We start from the raw sequence: 16,900 nt of genomic DNA, 5'->3' as shown, positions 1-16,900 counted from the left end.
CATCGCCGCTCGAAAACACTTCCGGGCTTGCAAGCACACCGCGCCCAGCCAGTGTCGGCATTCACGTCCACAGCCTGCCCAGCCGGACTTCCGTGTAACGCCCGAGGCTTTCCCTTCCCCCAGCAGCCTGCCCGAATTCGCTCCACAACCTTCGCTTGCGGTGAAACTTCAGGGCTTGCCGCAAGGTCCCAGGAAGGACCCGCGCGAAACCAGATTTCCTGCCAGGTGTGCTCTGGACCTAAAAACCAGCACCCGCCGGGTTTGGCTGGGGGCCGGGATGTTCCCATCCCTGATGATGTTCTCACCTGGATGTTCTCGCCCCAACCCTTCTTGCCGGTAACCCGATTGCTCCCCAAATTTTTAGGGAAGCCTATAATTCTACTATTCTTTCAAGCAGACATTCAAGCGACTCGTCGCAAGCATTCCATGGGCACAATCACCAATCCGGCCGACCTGGCCAAAATGCGCGCCGCCTGCCAGGACGCCGCCAAAGTTCTCGATTTCATCACCCCGCACGTCAAGCCGGGGGTCACCACGGGCGAACTCGACCGCCTGTGCCTGGAATACCTGACCGACGAACTGAAGGTGAAGTCCGCCACGGTCGGCTACGCGCCCCCGGGCTACCCGCCCTTCCCCGGCGCCATCTGTACCTCGGTCAACCACCAGGTGTGCCACGGCATCCCGGGCGACAAGGTCCTGAAAAACGGGGACTCATTGAACATCGACGTCACCATCATCAAGGATGGCTGGTTCGGCGACACCAGCCGGATGTACGCGGTGGGCGAACAGTCCATCCTGTCCCGGCGCCTGTCCGACATCACGTTCGAGTGCATGTGGAAGGGCATCCAGCAGGTCAAGAACGGCGCCACGCTGGGCGACATCGGCAATGCGATCCAGAAGCACGCCGAGTCGAACGGCTTCTCAGTCGTCCGAGAATTCTGCGGCCACGGCATCGGTGAGCGCTTCCATGAAGATCCGCAGGTGCTGCATTACGGCAAGCCCGGCTCGGGCGTGAAACTGGTGACCGGCATGCTGTTCACCATCGAGCCCATGATCAACGCCGGCCGCCGCGAGATCCGGCAACTGGCCGACGGCTGGACCGTTGTCACCCGCGACCACAGCCTGTCCGCGCAATGGGAACACGCCGTCTGCGTGACGGAAACCGGCTACGAGGTCCTGACCCTCTCGCCCGGCATGCCCCAGCCGCCCGCGTTCATCACCGAACCCATCGTCATCCCCGCCGTCTGAAGACCCGCAGCCACCCATGACCGCCGAAATCCTCAGCAAGTTGCGCGAACGCATTCAGGAATCCCGGCGGGCCGTGGTGGCCCAGTTCCGGGAACACGAACGGCCGGACATTCTGCTGACCGAGCTGCGCCGCATCGTGGACGCCGCGCTGCGGGACCTGGTCAAGCATTGCCCGCTGCCGATCGGCGCCACGCTGGCGGCCGTGGGCGGTTATGGCCGGGGTGAGCTCTACCCCCATTCCGACGTCGACCTGCTGATCCTGCTGCCGCACGCGCCAACGCCCGATGAAGAAAGCGCGATCGAAAAGCTGGTGGCTTCGCTGTGGGATCTGGGACTGGAGCCCGGCCACAGCGTGCGCACCATCGAGGACTGCGAGCGCGAGGCGGACGCGGACATCACGGTAGAGACCGCGCTTCTGGAATCGCGCTGGCTGGCCGGCAGCCGCGTGCTGATGCGCAAATTCGATGCAGCGACCAAGTCCCGCCTCGATCCGCAAGCGTTCTTTCTGGCCAAGCGCGTGGAAATGCAGCAGCGCCATGCGCGCTACCACGACACGCCGTACGCGCTGGAGCCCAATTGCAAGGAATCGCCGGGCGGCCTGCGCGATCTCCAGGTCATTCTATGGATGGCGCGCGCCGCCGGTTTTGGCAACAACTGGCGTTCGGTGGCGCAGGCGGGCCTGTTGACCTCGTCCGAGGCGCGCGACCTGCGCAAGGCCGAGCAGGCCTTCAAACGCCTGCGCATTGAACTGCACCTGCTGGCCAACCGGCGCGAAGACCGGGTGCTGTTCGATCTGCAGCCCGCACTGGCCGAGGTCTATGGCATTCACGCCACCGCCACGCGGCGTGGCAGCGAACTGCTGATGCAGCGCTACTACTGGGCGGCGCGGCTGGTGACGCAGCTGAACGGCATCCTGGTGCAGAACATCGAGGAACGGCTATTCCCGCGCCCCGACAGCGACGCGCGGGACATCGACGACGATTTCCGCAACCTGCGCGACCGCCTGGACATCATTCGGGACGACGGCTTCGAGCGCAATCCCACGCTGCTGCTGCGCGCCTTCCTGGTGATGCAGCAGCACCCAGAGCTGACCGGCATGTCGGCCCGCACGCTGCGCGCCATCTGGCATTCGCGCCATCGCATCGACGCGCAATTCCGCCGCAACCCGGTCAATCGCAAGCTGTTCCTGCAGATCCTGCAGCAGCCGCGGGGCATCGTCCATGAGTTGCGGCGCATGACCATGCTGAACATCCTGCCGCGGTATCTGCCGGTGTTTCGCCGCATCGTCGGGCAGATGCAGCACGATCTCTTCCATGCCTATACGGTGGACCAGCACACGCTGGCGGTGGTGCGCAATCTGCGCCGCTTCACCATGCCCGAGCACGCACAGGAGTACCCGCTGGCCAGCCAGCTGATCGCCGGCCTGGACCGGCACTGGTTGCTGTACGTGGCGGCGCTGTTTCACGACATCGCCAAGGGCCGCGGCGGCGACCACTCCGAACTGGGCGCGCGCGAAGTGCGCAAGTTCGCGGCGGAGCACGGCATGGACCCGGAGGACGCGAAGCTGGTGGAGTTTCTGGTGCGCCAGCATCTGCTGATGTCGGCGGTGGCGCAAAAGCGCGACTTGTCCGACCCCGAGGTCGTGCAATCGTTCGCTGCCACGGTCAAGGACGAGCGCCACCTGACCGCGCTGTATCTGCTGACGGTGGCCGATATCCGCGGCACCAGTCCCAAGGTCTGGAACGCCTGGAAGGGCAAGCTGCTGGAAGACCTGTACAAGCTGACGCTGGCGGCCCTGGGCGGCGCCCATGCCGACGCCCACACCGTCCTGGCCGAGCGCAAGGAAGAAGCGGCGCGGCTGACCCGGCTGGCCGGACTGCGCGACGACGCGCGCGAAGCGTTCTGGAATCAGCTGGACGTGGCGTATTTCCTGCGCCATGACGCGTCCGACATCGCCTGGCACACGCGCCACCTGTACCACCAGGTCGCGCCAGCCAAAGCCGTGGTCAAGGCGCGCCCCACCGAGCAGGGCGAAGGTCTGCAGATCATGGTGTACACGCGCGACGCGCCTGACCTGTTCGTCGCCATTTGCGGTTATTTCGACGCCAAGTCGCTATCCATTCAGGATGCGCGCATTCACACGACCCGCCATGGCTGGGCGCTGGACAGCTTCATCGTCCTGCTGCCGGAGGGCGCGAGCGACCTGCGCGCGCAGGCCACGCTGGTTGAACACGAACTGGCCGAACGCCTGAAGGATCCGCAGACGGCCGCGCAGGCCCAGCCCGGCCGCGGCGGCTGGTACGGACGCGGCCGGCAGTCGCGCGTGTCGCGCGTGTTTCCAGTCATGCCCCAGGCCGAACTCCAGCCGGACGAACGCAGCACGTCGTGGCGGCTGTCCGTCACGGCGACGGACCGCCCCGGGCTGCTGCACGCCCTGGCGCGCGTCTTTGCCCGTCACGAGATCAACCTGCTCATGGCCAAGATCATGACGCTGGGCGACCGCGTGGAAGACGTGTTCATCGTGGACGGATCCGCGCTGGCGCGCCCCCGCAGCCAGATGCAGTTCGAACGCGACATCCTGGACGCGCTTTCGGGCGACGAGGCCCAGCAGCGCGCCGCCTGAGCCCGCATCGCCAGACCCGGCCCGGAACGCATACAATCCGGGTTTTCGGCCAGGCGACGCTTGCTCACATGCAGCTCAACGACTATCTGCGCATTTTCGGTGGCAGCTTTTTCTTCGCGCTGGCGACCCTGCTGCCGTTCCTGAATCCGCCTGCGATCGCCCCCATCTTCCTATCGCTGACCGAGGGCGCGTCCTCGGCCACGCGGGTGGTGCTGGCCAAGCGGGTTGCGATCAACGTGTGCCTGATGCTGATCGTGGCCATGGTGGCGGGCAACGTGCTCCTCAGTTTTTTCGGCATCTCGCTGTCGATCGTGCGCGTGGGCGGGGGCATGCTGGTGATCGCCAGCGCCTGGCGGCTGGTGAACTCGCCGGATGCCGACACCGAACGGGTGGCGCGCATGGCCGAGTCGTTCACGCCCGAGATGGCAAAGGCCCGCGCGTTCTATCCGCTGACCTTTCCCATCAGCTGCGGCCCGGGCTCCATTGCGGCCGCCATCACGGTGGGCGTCTCGTTGCGGGACACGAACCACGCCTGGAGCCTGGTGCGGCTGGCGGGCTCCATTCCCGGCATCATCGTCGTTTCGTTGACGCTTTACGTCTGCCTGCGCTTTGCGGCCCAGATGCTGCATCGCCTGGGGGACAACGGCACGGCGGTCTTCATGCGGCTGTCCGCCTTCATCATGCTTTGCCTGGGGGTGCAGATTTTCTGGGAAGGCGCGCGGGAGCTGCTTCTGAGCGTGCTGACCCAGGTGATGCAACCAATTCCCGTCCCGAAGGCCTAAGCATGTCCGGCCGCCGCGCCGGCTTCGACCAACTTATTCCAACGCAACAATGACCTCTCGCTCAGAACGCCTGCTCCGCCTGATCGCCCTCTTTTCGTTTGGCGCGGTGGGCATCGCCCTCGTTTCCCAGCACGTCTTCGATATGCCGCCCTGCGCCTGGTGCGTGATGCAGCGCCTGATCTACCTGGTGATCGGCGTGGTCGCGCTGATCGGCGGCTTTGGCGGCGGACGCGCGCTGACGCGGATCTGCGGCTTTCTTGCTGCCCTCTTGTCGCTGTCCGGCATCGTGGCCGCCTGGTATCAGTACAGCGTTGCCGCCAACATGCTGTCGTGCGACCAGACATTTGCCGATCGCTTCATGACCGGCATCGGCCTGGAAAGCGCCATCCCGTCGCTGTTCGGCATCTATGCCACCTGCATGGACGCCAAGGTGCCGGTGCTGGGCGTCGAGTACGCCTTGTGGAGCCTGGCGCTCTTCGTGATCCTGTTCTTCATGGCGCTGCCGGTGGTGTTCCGGCGCGGCGCCTCGGCCTGAACGCCGCATTGAGATCGTGCAGACCCTGAAATACCTCTCCGGCTATCCGGAACCGCTCTTGGCGCAAGCGCAAAAGCTGCTGGACCAGGACAAGCTGGGCGCCGCCCTGCTTGCCCGGTATCCGGGCGGCGCACATGAAGTGCGCACCGACAAGGCGCTGTACCAGTACGTGACCGACCTGAAGAACGCCTACATGCGCAACGGCGATCAGATCAACAAGGTGGCCTTTGACAGCAAGATCCACGTGATCCAGCACGCGCTGGGCCAGCACACCTACATCTCGCGCGTGCAGGGCGGCAAGCTCAAAGCCAAGCACGAGATCCGGGTGGCGACGCTGTTCAAGAACGTGCCCGCCGAATTCCTGAAGATGATCACCGCGCACGAGCTGGCCCACCTGAAGGAAAAGGACCACAACAAGGCCTTCTACAACATGTGCCTGCGCATGGAACCGCACTATCACCAGTACGAGTTCGACCTGCGGCTGTACCTGACACATCTGGAGGCCACGCGCACGCCGCTGTGGGAAGCGCAAGGCTGACCATTGCGTGCGCCGCCGGCGAAAAAAATGCCGTCCCGAGGGACGGCATTTTTGTCTGCGCGAGACGCCCGCAGGAATCAGGCGTCGTCGGAGGTGTAGCCCATGTTGAAGCGCAGTCCGCCCGCGTCTTCGTCCTTGCCGGGCTCGGAGCGCGACTGCCCCAGACGGGCCAGGTACTCGGGCGTGATGTCGCCGGTGATGTACTGGCCGTCGAAGCACGATGCCTCGAAGCGCGTGAGCTTGGGATTGATGTCGCGGACCGACTGCTGCATGTCGTGCAGGTCCTGGTAGATCAGGCTGTCGGCGCCGATCGCGCGGGCGATTTCCTCGTCCGTGCGGCCGGTGGCGATCAGTTCGCTTTGCGTGGGCATGTCGATGCCGTACACGTTGGGAAAGCGCACCGGAGGCGCGGCCGAGGCGAAGTACACCTTGTTGGCGCCGGCGGCGCGGGCCATGTCGACGATTTCGCGGCTGGTCGTGCCGCGCACGATGGAGTCGTCCACCAGCAGCACGTTCTTGCCTTTGAATTCCATGCCGATGGCATTGAGCTTCTGGCGCACCGACTTACGGCGCACGGCCTGACCCGGCATGATGAACGTACGGCCCACGTAGCGGTTCTTGATGAGCCCTTCGCGATAGTCCAGGTTCAGGCGCGCGGCAAGCTGCATGGCGGCCGGGCGCGAGGAATCGGGAATCGGCATGACGACGTCGATGTCGCCCAGGCGCATGTTGCGTGCAACCTTGTCGGCCAGATATTCACCCATGCGCAGGCGCGCGTCGTACACCGACACGCCGTCGATCATCGAATCGGGGCGGGCGAAGTAGACGTACTCGAAAATGCAGGGAACGAGCTGCGGATTGTCGGCGCACTGGCGGGCGACCATGCGGCCGTCCAGGTCGATGAAGACGGCTTCGCCGGGCTCGACGTCGCGCACGAAGGTGAAACCGCTGCCTTCGAGGGCCACGGATTCCGAGGCGGCCATCCATTCGACGCCTTCTTCGGTTTCCTGGCGCCCGATGCACAGCGGACGGATGCCGTTGGGATCGCGGAAGGCGAGCAGGCCGTAGCCGGAAATCTGGGCTACGACGGCGTAGGCGCCGCGCACGCGCTTGTGCAAGGCGGCAACTGCGCGGAACATGGCGTCGTCATCGAGCGACACGCCGTTGGCGGCCGATTGCAGCTCGTGCGCCAACACGTTCAAGAGGACTTCGGAATCGGAGTTCGTGTTGATGTGACGGCGGTCGACGCGGTACAGCGATTCACGCAGTTCGCGCCAGTTGGTCAGGTTGCCGTTGTGGGACAACATGATGCCGAACGGGGCGTTGACGTAGAAAGGCTGGGCCTCTTCTTCGCTGGCGCTGGAGCCAGCGGTCGGATAGCGGACCTGGCCGACGCCGGACGTGCCGGGCAGCGCGCGCATGTTGCGCGTGCGGAACACGTCGCGCACCAGGCCGTGCGCCTTGTACATATTGAACTGGTTGCCTTGCGACGTCGCAATGCCCGCGGCGTCCTGCCCGCGATGCTGCAACAGCAGCAAGCTGTCATAGAGCAGCTGGTTGACCGGCCCGCGCCCGATGACCCCTACGATTCCACACATGGTGAGATTTCCTGGTTGATTTGAAGCTAATCAGTACGGCAGCCACGTCGCCAGGGTTGGCGGCAGCCACGTCTTGATATGTTTGATGGCCTCGATGGCCGAATGCGAAAACATGGCGTCCTGCCACCATGGCTCTTGCGGCAGCGGCGTATACCCTGCGGCGGCGACCAGCGCCAGCACAATCAATAGACCACGGGCCAGCCCGAACATTCCGCCCAGCCCGTGATCGGCGGGGCTCAGTCCGGTGCTGCGGATCAGGGCGGCAAGCGTCATATTGACCAACCCCACGCCGAGCAACACGATGATGAACACCGCCGCGTAGGAGACTCCCATGCGCAGCAGCGTCGTTTCAATATAGGGCTCCAGCCAGGTATAGACCGTGGGGCCCCACCATATCGCGGCCACGAAGGCCAGCAGATAGGCGACCAGCGACAGCACCTCTTTGAGCAGGCCGCGCACCAGGCCCAGCACACCCGATACCACCAGGATGGCCAGCACGACGAAGTCGAAGCCGGTCACTATTGGGCGGCAATGAAACCATTGTCATAGCCCAGCGTGCGCAACCGCGCCTGGGCCGCCTGAGCCGCCTCGCGCGAGGGGAACGGCCCCACGCGCAAACGGAACTGCTGCTTGCCATTGATGTTGGCCTGCTCGACAAATGCATTGGTGACGCCGGCCTGATGTAGCTTGCCGCGGCGCGACTGGGCGTCTTCCGACGTGGTGTACGCGGCGATCTGCAGCACGAAATTGCCCTTGGAGGCAGCCGGCTTGGGCGTGTCGGGCTTGGCCGTGGACGCCGGGGCGTTGCGGCCCTCGAGCAGCGCCAAGGCGCGCGCGCCGTCGTCCGAACGCGAATCGGGTTTGGCGGGCGTCGCGGGTTTGGCGGGCTCGGGCTTGGGTTTGACCTCGGGCTTGGGCGGCGTGACCGGCGGGACAGCAGGCGTGACCGGCTGTGCGGCGGGCGCGGTGGTGTGCGGCGTGGTGTTTGTTGCGGCGTGTGGCGTGTTGGACGCAGCGGCCACGGGCGGCACGGACGTCACGCCAGGCGGCGTGGGCACGGCGGCGGGGTCGGTGGGCGCGGTCGGTTCGGCCGGGGCAGCGGCCTGCGGTTCGGAGACTTGCGGCTGGAACGGCGTATTGCGTTCCGGCACCTTGATGGGAATGTTGTCGTCGACCGGGGCGGGCTGCGAATCCAGCACCATGGGAAGGACGATGACGGCTGCCAGCACCAGCGCTACGGCGCCCGCGAGCCTGCGACGCGCGCGGCCACGCAACTCGGCGGCCTGGACCTCGCTTGGCACGGCAGCCCGTTTGGAGGCCTGCGCCTGCTCGGCGGGATCTTTGCGTTTGAAAAAACCCATGGAAGAGAATTCCTTGCGGCGCCTTGCGGCATTGAAGCGGCGGGGCCGCCATGACGCGAATGGCCCGATTTGCCTATGCCTTGCGACCCAGAGCCTGCAAAACGGAGGCTACGGTGAGAAACGATCCGAATACCACGATTCTATCATTCTCCCCCGCCCGTTCGCGCGCTGAGGCAAAGGCCTGGGCGGGATCGGCGTAGGGCTGAATGTTGGGGCTTTCGCTGCTGGCGGGCAGCGGCGGGAGGGCTGCGGCGACCTGGTCCGCGAGCGCCTGAGCGGGGGTGCCACGCGGTCCCGGAAGACCGGCGCAATACCAGTAGTCGACGCGGGAGCCGAATTTGGCCACCACGCCGGCGAGATCCTTGTCGTTCAGCATGCCGAACACCGCGTGGGTGTACGGATGAAAGCCCATGTTGTCGAGGTTTTGCGCCAGCACGGCAGCGGCATGCGGGTTGTGCGCCACGTCGAGGATGACCGTGGGTTGGCCCGGCAGAATCTGGAAGCGGCCGGGCAGCGAGGCCTGCAACAACCCCAGGCGCACGGCCTGCTGCTGCACGGGCAGCCGGTCGCGCACGGATTCCAGCGCGGCCAGCGCCGCCGAGGCGTTGAGCAACTGGTTGGCGCCGCGCAGGGCCGGATAGGCCATCCCGCTGCGGCGCTGTTCGCGCCCGCCGTACGCCCACTGCTGGCGATCGCCCGAATAGTTGTAGTCGCGTCCGAACAGCCACAGGTCCGCGCCGATGGCTTCGACGTGATCCAGCAGCGACTGCGGGGGCACCGGATCACTGCAGATGGCCGGTCGGCCGCTGCGGTAGATGTGGGCTTTTTCGAAGCCGATTTTTTCGCGCGTGTCGCCCAGCCAGTCGGTGTGGTCCAGGTCGACGCTGGTGACGATGGAGCAGTCGGCGTCTACGATGTTGACGGCATCCAGGCGTCCGCCCAGGCCGACTTCGAGGACGACGGCATCCAGGCGCGACTGCGAGAAGAGGCGCAGAATGGCCAGCGTGGTGAATTCGAAGTAAGTCAGCGACACATCGCCGCGCGCGGCTTCGACGGCCTGGAACTGCGTGATGAGGTCCTGATCGGAGGCGATCTGACCGTTGACGCGGGCGCGCTCGTTGAAGTCGATGAGGTGCGGTGAGGTGTACAGGCCCACCTTGTAGCCAGCCGCAAGCAGGATGGCCTCGAGCATGGCACAGGTGGAACCCTTGCCGTTGGTGCCGCCGACCACGAACTTGACGCCGGGCAGCGACAGTTGCATGCGGTCCGCGACTTGGCGCACCCGGTCCAGCCCCATGTCGATCGCGGAGGCGTGGATGGACTCCAGGTACTGCAGCCAATCGGACAGGTTGGCGGCGGCGTCAGGCGTGCGGACAGAAGACATGAGGCGGGTTCGCGAAAGGAAATCAGCCTGCGATTTTAGCAGTCTGCGCCCGGTGTTTTCCCTAATCCCCTAGGGTGTGGCACGGTATCCGCCGTCAGAAAGTGCTTGCCCATGTTTTTCTCATACGTAAAAATAAATTCATGTATGGAAAATAATAGGAAGAGACATGACGCAGCGTTCAACTCCCAAATGGCTGGTGCGTGAAGCCGACGTGCCGGGCTACAGCCCCGCCAACCACACCGGCACCCTCAATCGCCGGTTGATCAGCCCGGACACCGTCGGCGCCCGCGGCGTGGAGGTATTGCTGGGCGTCATCGACAAGGGCAAAGGCGCCCTGCCGCACGCGCACCCCGGCATCGAGCAGGTCTGTTACCTGATTTCGGGCACCGCCCGCGCGCAGGTGCAGGACGAATGGGCCGACATGGGCCCCGGCGACTGCTGTTACTTCCCCCCCGACATCCCCCACGTTTTCACCGTGACGAGTGATGAGCCGGCCCGCCTGCTGGTGATCTACACGCCGCCTTACGAAGAATCACCCGATCGCGTGATCCGCGATTTTCCGGCGCAACCCCCAGCCGCTTGACGCGGCGCTTCGCGCGAGGCAGCGGCCGATAGAGCCGCGCCTCATTCCAATAAAGACAGGAGACACACCCATGCAATCCCTACGCCTGCTTGGCGCCGCGCTGGTCAGCGGCGCCGCCATGATGGCGGCTGGCCCCGCCCACGCCGCCGATTACCCCAACAAGCCCATTACCCTTGTGGTGCCCTTCCCGGCGGGATCGGGCACGGACGCCGTGGGCCGGATCTTCGGGGCCGAATTGTCGACCCTCCTTGGCCAGCAGATCGTGGTGGAGAACAAGCCGGGCGCCAACGCCACGATCGCGGCCAACTACGTGGCGCGCGCCAAGCCGGACGGCTACACGCTGTTCGTCACCACCAATACTTCCCATTCGGCCGCCCCCTGGCTGATGAAGAACGTGCCGTATGACCCGGTCAAGGATTTCACCCCGATCGCGCGCGGCGGCAACCTGCCCTTCATCCTGGTCGTGAACCCGAAGCGCCCCTGGAAGACCGTGGGTGACCTGGTGGCCGACGCCAAGAAGAACCCGGGCCGCATCACCTACGCCAGCGGCAACAGCACCGGCATCGTCGCGGGCGCCACGCTGGCCAACCGCGCCAAGATCGACATCCTGCACGTGCCCTATAAAAGCACGCCGCAGAGCCTGACCGACGTGGTCGGCGGACAGGTGGACTTCATGTTCACGGACCTGACCTCCGGCCTGCCCTTCGTGCAGTCGGGCCAGCTGCGCGCCCTGGCCGTATCCACCGCCGAGCGCAGCGCCATCATTCCCGACCTGCCCTCGATGGCCGAAGCGGGCGTGCCCGACTTCGACTTGAACTCCTGGAACGGCTACTTCGGTCCAGCCGGCATGCCGCCCGAGATCGTGGCCAAGCTGAATGCAGCCATCAACCAGATCGTGGCAAAGCCCGACGTGAAAAAGCGCCTGGCGGCACTGGGGTTCGACGCCTTCTCGAGCACGCCCGAGGCCTTCGCCCAGTTCGTCGGCGAACAGCGCGACCTGTGGGGCAAGCTGATCCGTGACGCGGGGATCGAGCAGCAATGATCGACCAGCCCCTGCCCGACACGCCGGTTGCCGGACCGCTGGCCGGCGTGCGCATTCTGGACCTCAGTTCGGTGGTGATGGGTCCTTACGCGACCCAGGTTCTGGCGGACCTGGGCGCGGACGTCATCAAGGTGGAGTCACCGGCCGGGGACAACATGCGGGCCGTCGGCCCCATGCGCAACCCGGGCATGGGGCACATCTACCTGCACCTGAACCGCAACAAGCGCTCGATCGTGCTGGACCTGAAGACCCCCGAGGGGCTGGAGGCCTGCCTGAAACTGGCCGAAAGCTGCGACGCCCTGCTCTACAACATCCGCCCCCAGGCGATGGCGCGGTTGGGCCTGTCGTACGAAGCGGTGACGGCGCGCAACCCGCGCATCGTCTATGTGGGCGCCTATGGGTTTGGCGAGGCCGGCCCCTACGCCGGCCGCCCCGCCTACGACGATCTGATCCAGGGGCAGACCGGCATTGCCGCGCTGTCCGCGCAGCAAAGCGGCGACGTGCCGCGCTACGCGCCGCTGACGCTGGCGGACCGGGCGGTGGGTCTGCACGTCGGCATTGCGCTGGTGTCCGCGGTGCTGAGCGCCCGCGCGCTCGGGCGCGGGCAGCCGGTGGAGATTCCCATGTTCGAGGGCATGGCGCACCTGGTGCTGGGCGACCACCTGGGCGGCGCGACCTTCGAGCCGCCGATGGGGCCCACCGGTTACGCGCGCCTGCTGGCCCCGCATCGCCGTCCATACGCCACGTCGGACGGGTACATCTGCCTGTTGATCTACAACGACAAGCACTGGCGCAATTTCTTTGACCTGATCGGACGGCCCGAGCTGTCGAAAGACCCGCGCTTCTGCACGCATGGCGCGCGCGCCGCGCACATCAGCGAGGTCTATGCCTTCGTGGCCGAGGTGATCGCCACCCGTCCCAGCAACGACTGGCTGCGGGAACTGGCGCGCGCCGACATTCCGGCCTCGCAGCTCTACACCATCGACGGCCTGATCCAGGACGAGCACTTGACCGCCACCGGCTTCATCCAGGAAATGGACCACCCATCGGAGGGCCGCATCCGCACCACCGGGACGCTGGGCCGCTATGCGGGCACGCCGACCTCGATACGGCGCGCTGCCCCGCGGCTGGGCGAGCACAGCCGCGAGGTGCTGACCGAGGCGGGCTACGAACAGGAACAGATCGACGCCATGCTTGCCCGTGGCATTACCCAGGACGGAAACAACGATGGACTTTGAATTCACCCCCGATCAACTGGCGCTGCGCGACGCGGTTTCCCGCATCTGCGACCGCTATCCCGACGAGTACTGGCTGGAACGGGACCGCGAGGGCGGCTTTCCGGAACCCCTGCACGCCGACCTGGCGCGTGACGGATGGCTGGGCATTGCCATGCCGCAGGCGTACGGCGGCGCGGGCCTGGGCATGACCGAAGCTGCGCTGATGATGCAGACCATCGCGGCGTCGGGCGCCGGCTTCACGGGCGCCTCTGCCGTCCACATGAACATCTTCGGGCTGAATCCAGTGGTGGTCTTTGGCAGCGACGAGCAGCGCGGCCGCTGGCTGGAACCGCTGATTGCCGGCCGTGAGAAGGCCTGCTTTGCGGTCACCGAGCCCGATGCCGGGCTGGACACGACCAAACTGAGCACCCGCGCCGTGCGCCAGGGGGACGAGTACGTGGTGCATGGCCGCAAGATCTGGATCTCGACGGCGCAGGTGGCCAGCAAGATGCTGCTGCTGGCGCGCACCACCCCGCTATCCGAGGTGGAAAAGCCCACGCAGGGCCTGTCGCTCTTTTATACCGACCTGGACCGCGAAAAGATCGAGGTGCGGGAGATCGAGAAGATGGGCCGCAAGGCCGTGGACTCGAACATGCTGTTCATCGACGGCCTGCGGATTCCGGTGGCCGACCGCATCGGCGAGGAAGGCCGCGGCTTTGAATACATCCTGCACGGCCTGAACCCCGAGCGCATCCTGATCGCCGCCGAAGCGGTGGGGATCGGCCGGGCGGCGCTGGACCGGGCCGTCAAGTACGCCGGCGAGCGCACCGTGTTTGGCCGCCCCATCGGCAAGAACCAGGGAATCCAGCATCCGCTCGCCCAGGCCTGGATGCAGCTCGAGGCCGCGGACCTGATGGTGTTCAAGGCGGCCAGCCTGTACGACGCGGGCAAGCCCTGCGGCCCCGCCGCCAATTCGGCCAAGTACCTGGCGGCCGAGGCCGGCTACAACGCCTGCCAGACGGCGGTGATGACGCTGGGCGGCATGGGGTATGCCAAGGAGTACCACGTGGAGCGACTGCTGCGCGAAAGCTTCATCCCCCGCATCGCGCCGGTCAGCCCGCAGCTCATCATGTGCTTCATCGCGGAAAAGGTGCTGGGCCTGCCCAAATCCTATTGAACGACGGGCAGCGGCAGGCCGGCGCGGATCAGGCCTGCTGCTCCAGACCCGTGCAGGCCGCCCGCAGGATGCGGGCGTAGGTTTCCTGCTCCGGCTCGATCCGGTAGATCGGGCCGCCAACCGAAATGGCGTAGTGCTCACCGGACAGCGTGACCGGCCAGGCGATTGCGCCCACGTCGGCGATGGACTCGCCGCTGTTCATGAACCACCCCCTCTGCCGCGCGGCGTCCAGGTCCGCCAGCAGGGCCTCGCGGGTGACGAGGGTGCGGTCGTTGTAGCGCGTCATGGGAATGTCGGCCAGCAAGGCGTCGCGCGCGGGTTCGTCCAGCAGTGACAGCAACGCCTTTCCCAGCGAATTGGCGTGAACATCCTTGAACTCGCCTGCAACGGGCGCGTATCGGATCGTATGCGGCGAATCCAGCACATCCAGGTAGACGACTCGGCCGTCGGGCGACAGCTTGGCAAAGACGACGGTTTCTCGCGTGGCGTCCCGCAGTTCAACCAGGCTGGGATAGACGCGGTCCAGAACGGGATCCGCCCGCGCGATGCGCTGGGCCATGGCGAGCAGCCGGCCGGTGGGGTAATAGCCCTGGCGCCGGCCCGTTTCATACAGATAGCCAAGGCTGGTGAGCGTGCGGATCAGCGCCAGGCAGCTGGAGACCGGCACGTCCAGCAGGCGGGCCAGCTCCGACAGGGGCAGCGCGCGCTTCTCGCGGGCGTAGGTTTCGATGATTTCGATCACTCGCAACGCCGTCTTGACACTCATCGCCCGATCCAAACTCTTAGCACGTGAACCATCCATATGCGCGGGGCTAAAGTTCCCTGCGAGGGTGCCGTTATGGTAACTGAGAATTTCCTGAAAACAGCGCGTTCTCCGAGACGCCCCCCTCGCCGTTGGAGTGATCATGGCCGTAACCCCGTTAGCCCCCGCAGCGTTCGCGTCGTTACCGGTTTCGACCGTTATCGCCACGCCGGACCCGTCCTCCACCGCCGCGCCAGCAACGGCCAGCGCCGACAGCGGCGCCTCGGGCGGTGCCACGTCGGACCAGGCGAATGCGCAGAAATTGCCGCTGGACAAGGCGTTGGATGAGATCAACGAGCAGATGAGGGCCTGGTCGACCCACCTTCAGTTCGAGATCGATCCGGATGTCCATCAGGTCGTGGTCTCGGTGGTCGACGCGGACTCGGGAGACGTGATCCGCACCATCCCGAGTGAATCGGTCCTAAAAATTGCCAAGATGATCGTGAATATGCAGGGCAACGGCATCAAAACCGCAGCGTGATCAAGCGCTTAAGTAACCATTCGCCATCGGGCTAGGGAAAACTCGGCACGAGAAGGGCCGAATTAAGGCCGGCTTATGCCTCTACCCGATCAATAGCCAGACCCACATTTTTGACAGAATTGCATCGCTAGGAAGGATTTCACATGGCTACCATCACCAATCTCGGTTCAACGTCTGGGCTCCCTTTGGAGGAGATCCTCACAAAGCTGCAAGCGGCTGAAGACAAGAAACTGAGTTTGTACACCGTTCGCCAAGCCAGTTACGAGGCCAAGGTCAGCGCGTTCGGCCAGGTACAAAGTGCTGTGGAGGCCTTGCAAAAGGCGGCTGCCGCGCTTGGCAAAACGTCCACGTTGGATGCCGTAAAAGCCGAAGTGGTCGGTGACGGGTTGACCGCCACTGTCGGAGAAAATGGCGCGTCAGTGGGCGAGTATGCGATCACGGTGACCAAATTGGCCTCCGCTCAAACCTTGCAGTCGAGCACCGCGGTAGGCCGCAAGGAAAGCAATGGCGCTACGGGTTCGTTCGAAATCGAATTGACCGGCGGCGGTAAGCACACAATCGACCTGAAGGGCGACACTTCGCTCGATGGCATCGCCAAAGCCATCAACAATGACGATGAGGCGCCTGTTCGTGCCTCCATCGTCACCAACGAAAGCGGCAGCTACCTGATGCTCTCCGCCAAGGAAACAGGGGAGAAAGCGTCGGTAAAATCCATTACCGTAACAGGCGATCAAAAGCTGCAAGACCTTCTTAGTTACGACTCGGCGACGACTTCGCCGATGAAGCAGCAAACCGTCGCCTCGGACGCGGAAATCGACATCAACGGCATCGCCATCAAGAGCGCCAGCAACAAGGTTACCTCTGCGATCGACGGCATTACGCTTAACCTGACGGAAACAACCGAAGCCGGCAAGGTAGTAAATCTGAAGCTGCAGCACGACGCCTCGGTTCCCACCAAAGCCGTCCAAGCGTTTGTCAACTCATATAACGCGTTGCAAAACACCATATCCAAGTTGACGGCCTTCGACGCTGCTGCCGCAACGAATCAGGCACTGACCGGTGATAGCACCACGCGAGGCATCCAGTCTTCATTGTCGAGCGCCCTGCAGGTCGTTACCTCGGAAGGATCGCTTCGTTCACTGGCCGACATCGGCGTTACCCTGGATCCGACAAACGGCCAACTAAAGCTCGATCAGGACAAGCTCAGCGAAGGGCTGGCATCCAATCCCGCCGACGTCAAGCGCATCATGACCTCGACCAACGGACTTGCCGCCAAGTTCGACGAGGCCATTCAGTCCATCCTGGGTGACAAGGGTTCGATAAAGCACAGCAAGGATGGGCTCGCCAAATCCATCAAGGACGTCCAGGATCAGATGGCCCGGGCGAAGGCTGCCAGCACGGCATCCATGGACGTCATGCGCACCCAGTTCGTCGCCTTGGAAAAGTTCGTGGCGCAGCAGACGGTCACCGCAAACTATCTGACGCAACAGTTCACTGCAATGAACAAGTCCAACTAAACTCAGAAGATG

The 16,900-nt window shown here is 64.8% G+C and carries 16 protein-coding genes; 11 read left to right on the top strand and 5 right to left on the bottom strand.

Going from position 1 to position 16,900, the window contains the following annotated elements; all coding sequences use genetic code 11:
- The first annotated feature begins 426 nt into the window (after positions 1 to 426).
- The 5 genes from map to CLM73_RS11430 all read left to right on the top strand — a co-directional run bounded on the left by map (position 427) and on the right by CLM73_RS11430 (position 5,726).
- The gene (gene map, locus CLM73_RS11450) at positions 427 to 1,248 is read left to right on the top strand and encodes a type I methionyl aminopeptidase (protein WP_105238529.1); all 822 of its coding nucleotides are present in this window, start codon (positions 427 to 429) and stop codon (positions 1,246 to 1,248) included.
- Between the two features lie 16 nt (positions 1,249 to 1,264).
- Entirely contained in the window at positions 1,265 to 3,871 is a 2,607-nt protein-coding gene (locus tag CLM73_RS11445; protein ID WP_105238528.1) for a [protein-PII] uridylyltransferase, read from the top strand.
- 68 nt (positions 3,872 to 3,939) lie between these two features.
- The gene (locus tag CLM73_RS11440; protein ID WP_056570280.1) at positions 3,940 to 4,653 is read left to right on the top strand and encodes a MarC family protein; all 714 of its coding nucleotides are present in this window, start codon (positions 3,940 to 3,942) and stop codon (positions 4,651 to 4,653) included.
- A gap of 49 nt (positions 4,654 to 4,702) precedes the next feature.
- On the top strand, positions 4,703 to 5,188 hold the full coding sequence (locus tag CLM73_RS11435; RefSeq protein ID WP_105238527.1) for a disulfide bond formation protein B: 486 nt from the start codon (positions 4,703 to 4,705) through the stop codon (positions 5,186 to 5,188).
- Between the two features lie 16 nt (positions 5,189 to 5,204).
- A complete protein-coding gene (locus tag CLM73_RS11430) occupies positions 5,205 to 5,726 on the top strand; it encodes a YgjP-like metallopeptidase domain-containing protein (protein ID WP_105238526.1) in 522 nt (173 codons plus the stop codon).
- 77 nt (positions 5,727 to 5,803) lie between these two features.
- Here CLM73_RS11430 and purF read toward each other — a convergent pair whose 3' ends face one another.
- The 4 genes from purF to folC all read right to left on the bottom strand — a co-directional run bounded on the left by purF (position 5,804) and on the right by folC (position 10,069).
- Positions 5,804 to 7,324, bottom strand: coding sequence for an amidophosphoribosyltransferase (purF, locus tag CLM73_RS11425; protein WP_105238525.1), 1,521 nt, complete (start codon positions 7,322 to 7,324; stop codon positions 5,804 to 5,806).
- 30 nt (positions 7,325 to 7,354) lie between these two features.
- Positions 7,355 to 7,843 carry a CvpA family protein gene (locus CLM73_RS11420; RefSeq protein WP_056316730.1) on the bottom strand — a complete coding sequence of 163 codons (489 nt, stop codon included), beginning with the start codon at positions 7,841 to 7,843 and terminating at the stop codon, positions 7,355 to 7,357.
- Positions 7,843 to 8,685: an SPOR domain-containing protein gene (locus tag CLM73_RS11415; RefSeq protein WP_105238524.1), complete on the bottom strand. Its 843-nt coding sequence runs from the start codon at positions 8,683 to 8,685 to the stop codon at positions 7,843 to 7,845. Before CLM73_RS11415 ends, CLM73_RS11420 begins: the two co-directional genes overlap by 1 nt.
- A gap of 73 nt (positions 8,686 to 8,758) precedes the next feature.
- Entirely contained in the window at positions 8,759 to 10,069 is a 1,311-nt protein-coding gene (folC, locus tag CLM73_RS11410) for a bifunctional tetrahydrofolate synthase/dihydrofolate synthase (protein WP_105238523.1), read from the bottom strand.
- A gap of 166 nt (positions 10,070 to 10,235) precedes the next feature.
- Here folC and CLM73_RS11405 point away from each other — a divergent pair, with 166 nt between their 5' ends.
- The 4 genes from CLM73_RS11405 (at position 10,236) to CLM73_RS11390 (ending at position 14,088) form a co-directional block, all read left to right on the top strand.
- Positions 10,236 to 10,652, top strand: coding sequence for a cupin domain-containing protein (locus CLM73_RS11405; RefSeq protein WP_105238522.1), 417 nt, complete (start codon positions 10,236 to 10,238; stop codon positions 10,650 to 10,652).
- Positions 10,653 to 10,722: 70 nt separating this feature from the next.
- On the top strand, positions 10,723 to 11,694 hold the full coding sequence (locus CLM73_RS11400) for a Bug family tripartite tricarboxylate transporter substrate binding protein (protein WP_199778284.1): 972 nt from the start codon (positions 10,723 to 10,725) through the stop codon (positions 11,692 to 11,694).
- Positions 11,691 to 12,932 carry a CaiB/BaiF CoA transferase family protein gene (locus CLM73_RS11395; protein ID WP_105238521.1) on the top strand — a complete coding sequence of 414 codons (1,242 nt, stop codon included), beginning with the start codon at positions 11,691 to 11,693 and terminating at the stop codon, positions 12,930 to 12,932. Before CLM73_RS11400 ends, CLM73_RS11395 begins: the two co-directional genes overlap by 4 nt.
- Positions 12,922 to 14,088 (top strand): acyl-CoA dehydrogenase family protein, encoded by a 1,167-nt coding sequence (locus tag CLM73_RS11390; protein WP_105238520.1) that lies wholly within the window; start codon positions 12,922 to 12,924, stop codon positions 14,086 to 14,088. The genes CLM73_RS11395 and CLM73_RS11390 overlap by 11 nt, the downstream gene beginning before the upstream one ends.
- 28 nt (positions 14,089 to 14,116) lie before the next feature.
- Here CLM73_RS11390 and CLM73_RS11385 read toward each other — a convergent pair whose 3' ends face one another.
- Entirely contained in the window at positions 14,117 to 14,854 is a 738-nt protein-coding gene (locus tag CLM73_RS11385; RefSeq protein WP_105238519.1) for an IclR family transcriptional regulator, read from the bottom strand.
- 139 nt (positions 14,855 to 14,993) lie between these two features.
- On the opposite strand from CLM73_RS11385, the gene CLM73_RS11380 reads away from it, so the two are divergent.
- The gene (locus CLM73_RS11380; protein ID WP_105238518.1) at positions 14,994 to 15,371 is read left to right on the top strand and encodes a flagellar protein FlaG; all 378 of its coding nucleotides are present in this window, start codon (positions 14,994 to 14,996) and stop codon (positions 15,369 to 15,371) included.
- 143 nt (positions 15,372 to 15,514) lie between these two features.
- Positions 15,515 to 16,888, top strand: coding sequence for a flagellar filament capping protein FliD (gene fliD, locus CLM73_RS11375; protein WP_105238517.1), 1,374 nt, complete (start codon positions 15,515 to 15,517; stop codon positions 16,886 to 16,888).
- Positions 16,889 to 16,900 lie beyond the last annotated feature (12 nt).

This window comes from Achromobacter spanius (genome assembly GCF_002966795.1).
Taxonomy (GTDB): domain Bacteria; phylum Pseudomonadota; class Gammaproteobacteria; order Burkholderiales; family Burkholderiaceae_B; genus Achromobacter; species Achromobacter spanius_D.
Note: the sequence above shows the minus strand (reverse complement) of the source record. Positions and strands in the feature narration are given on the sequence as shown.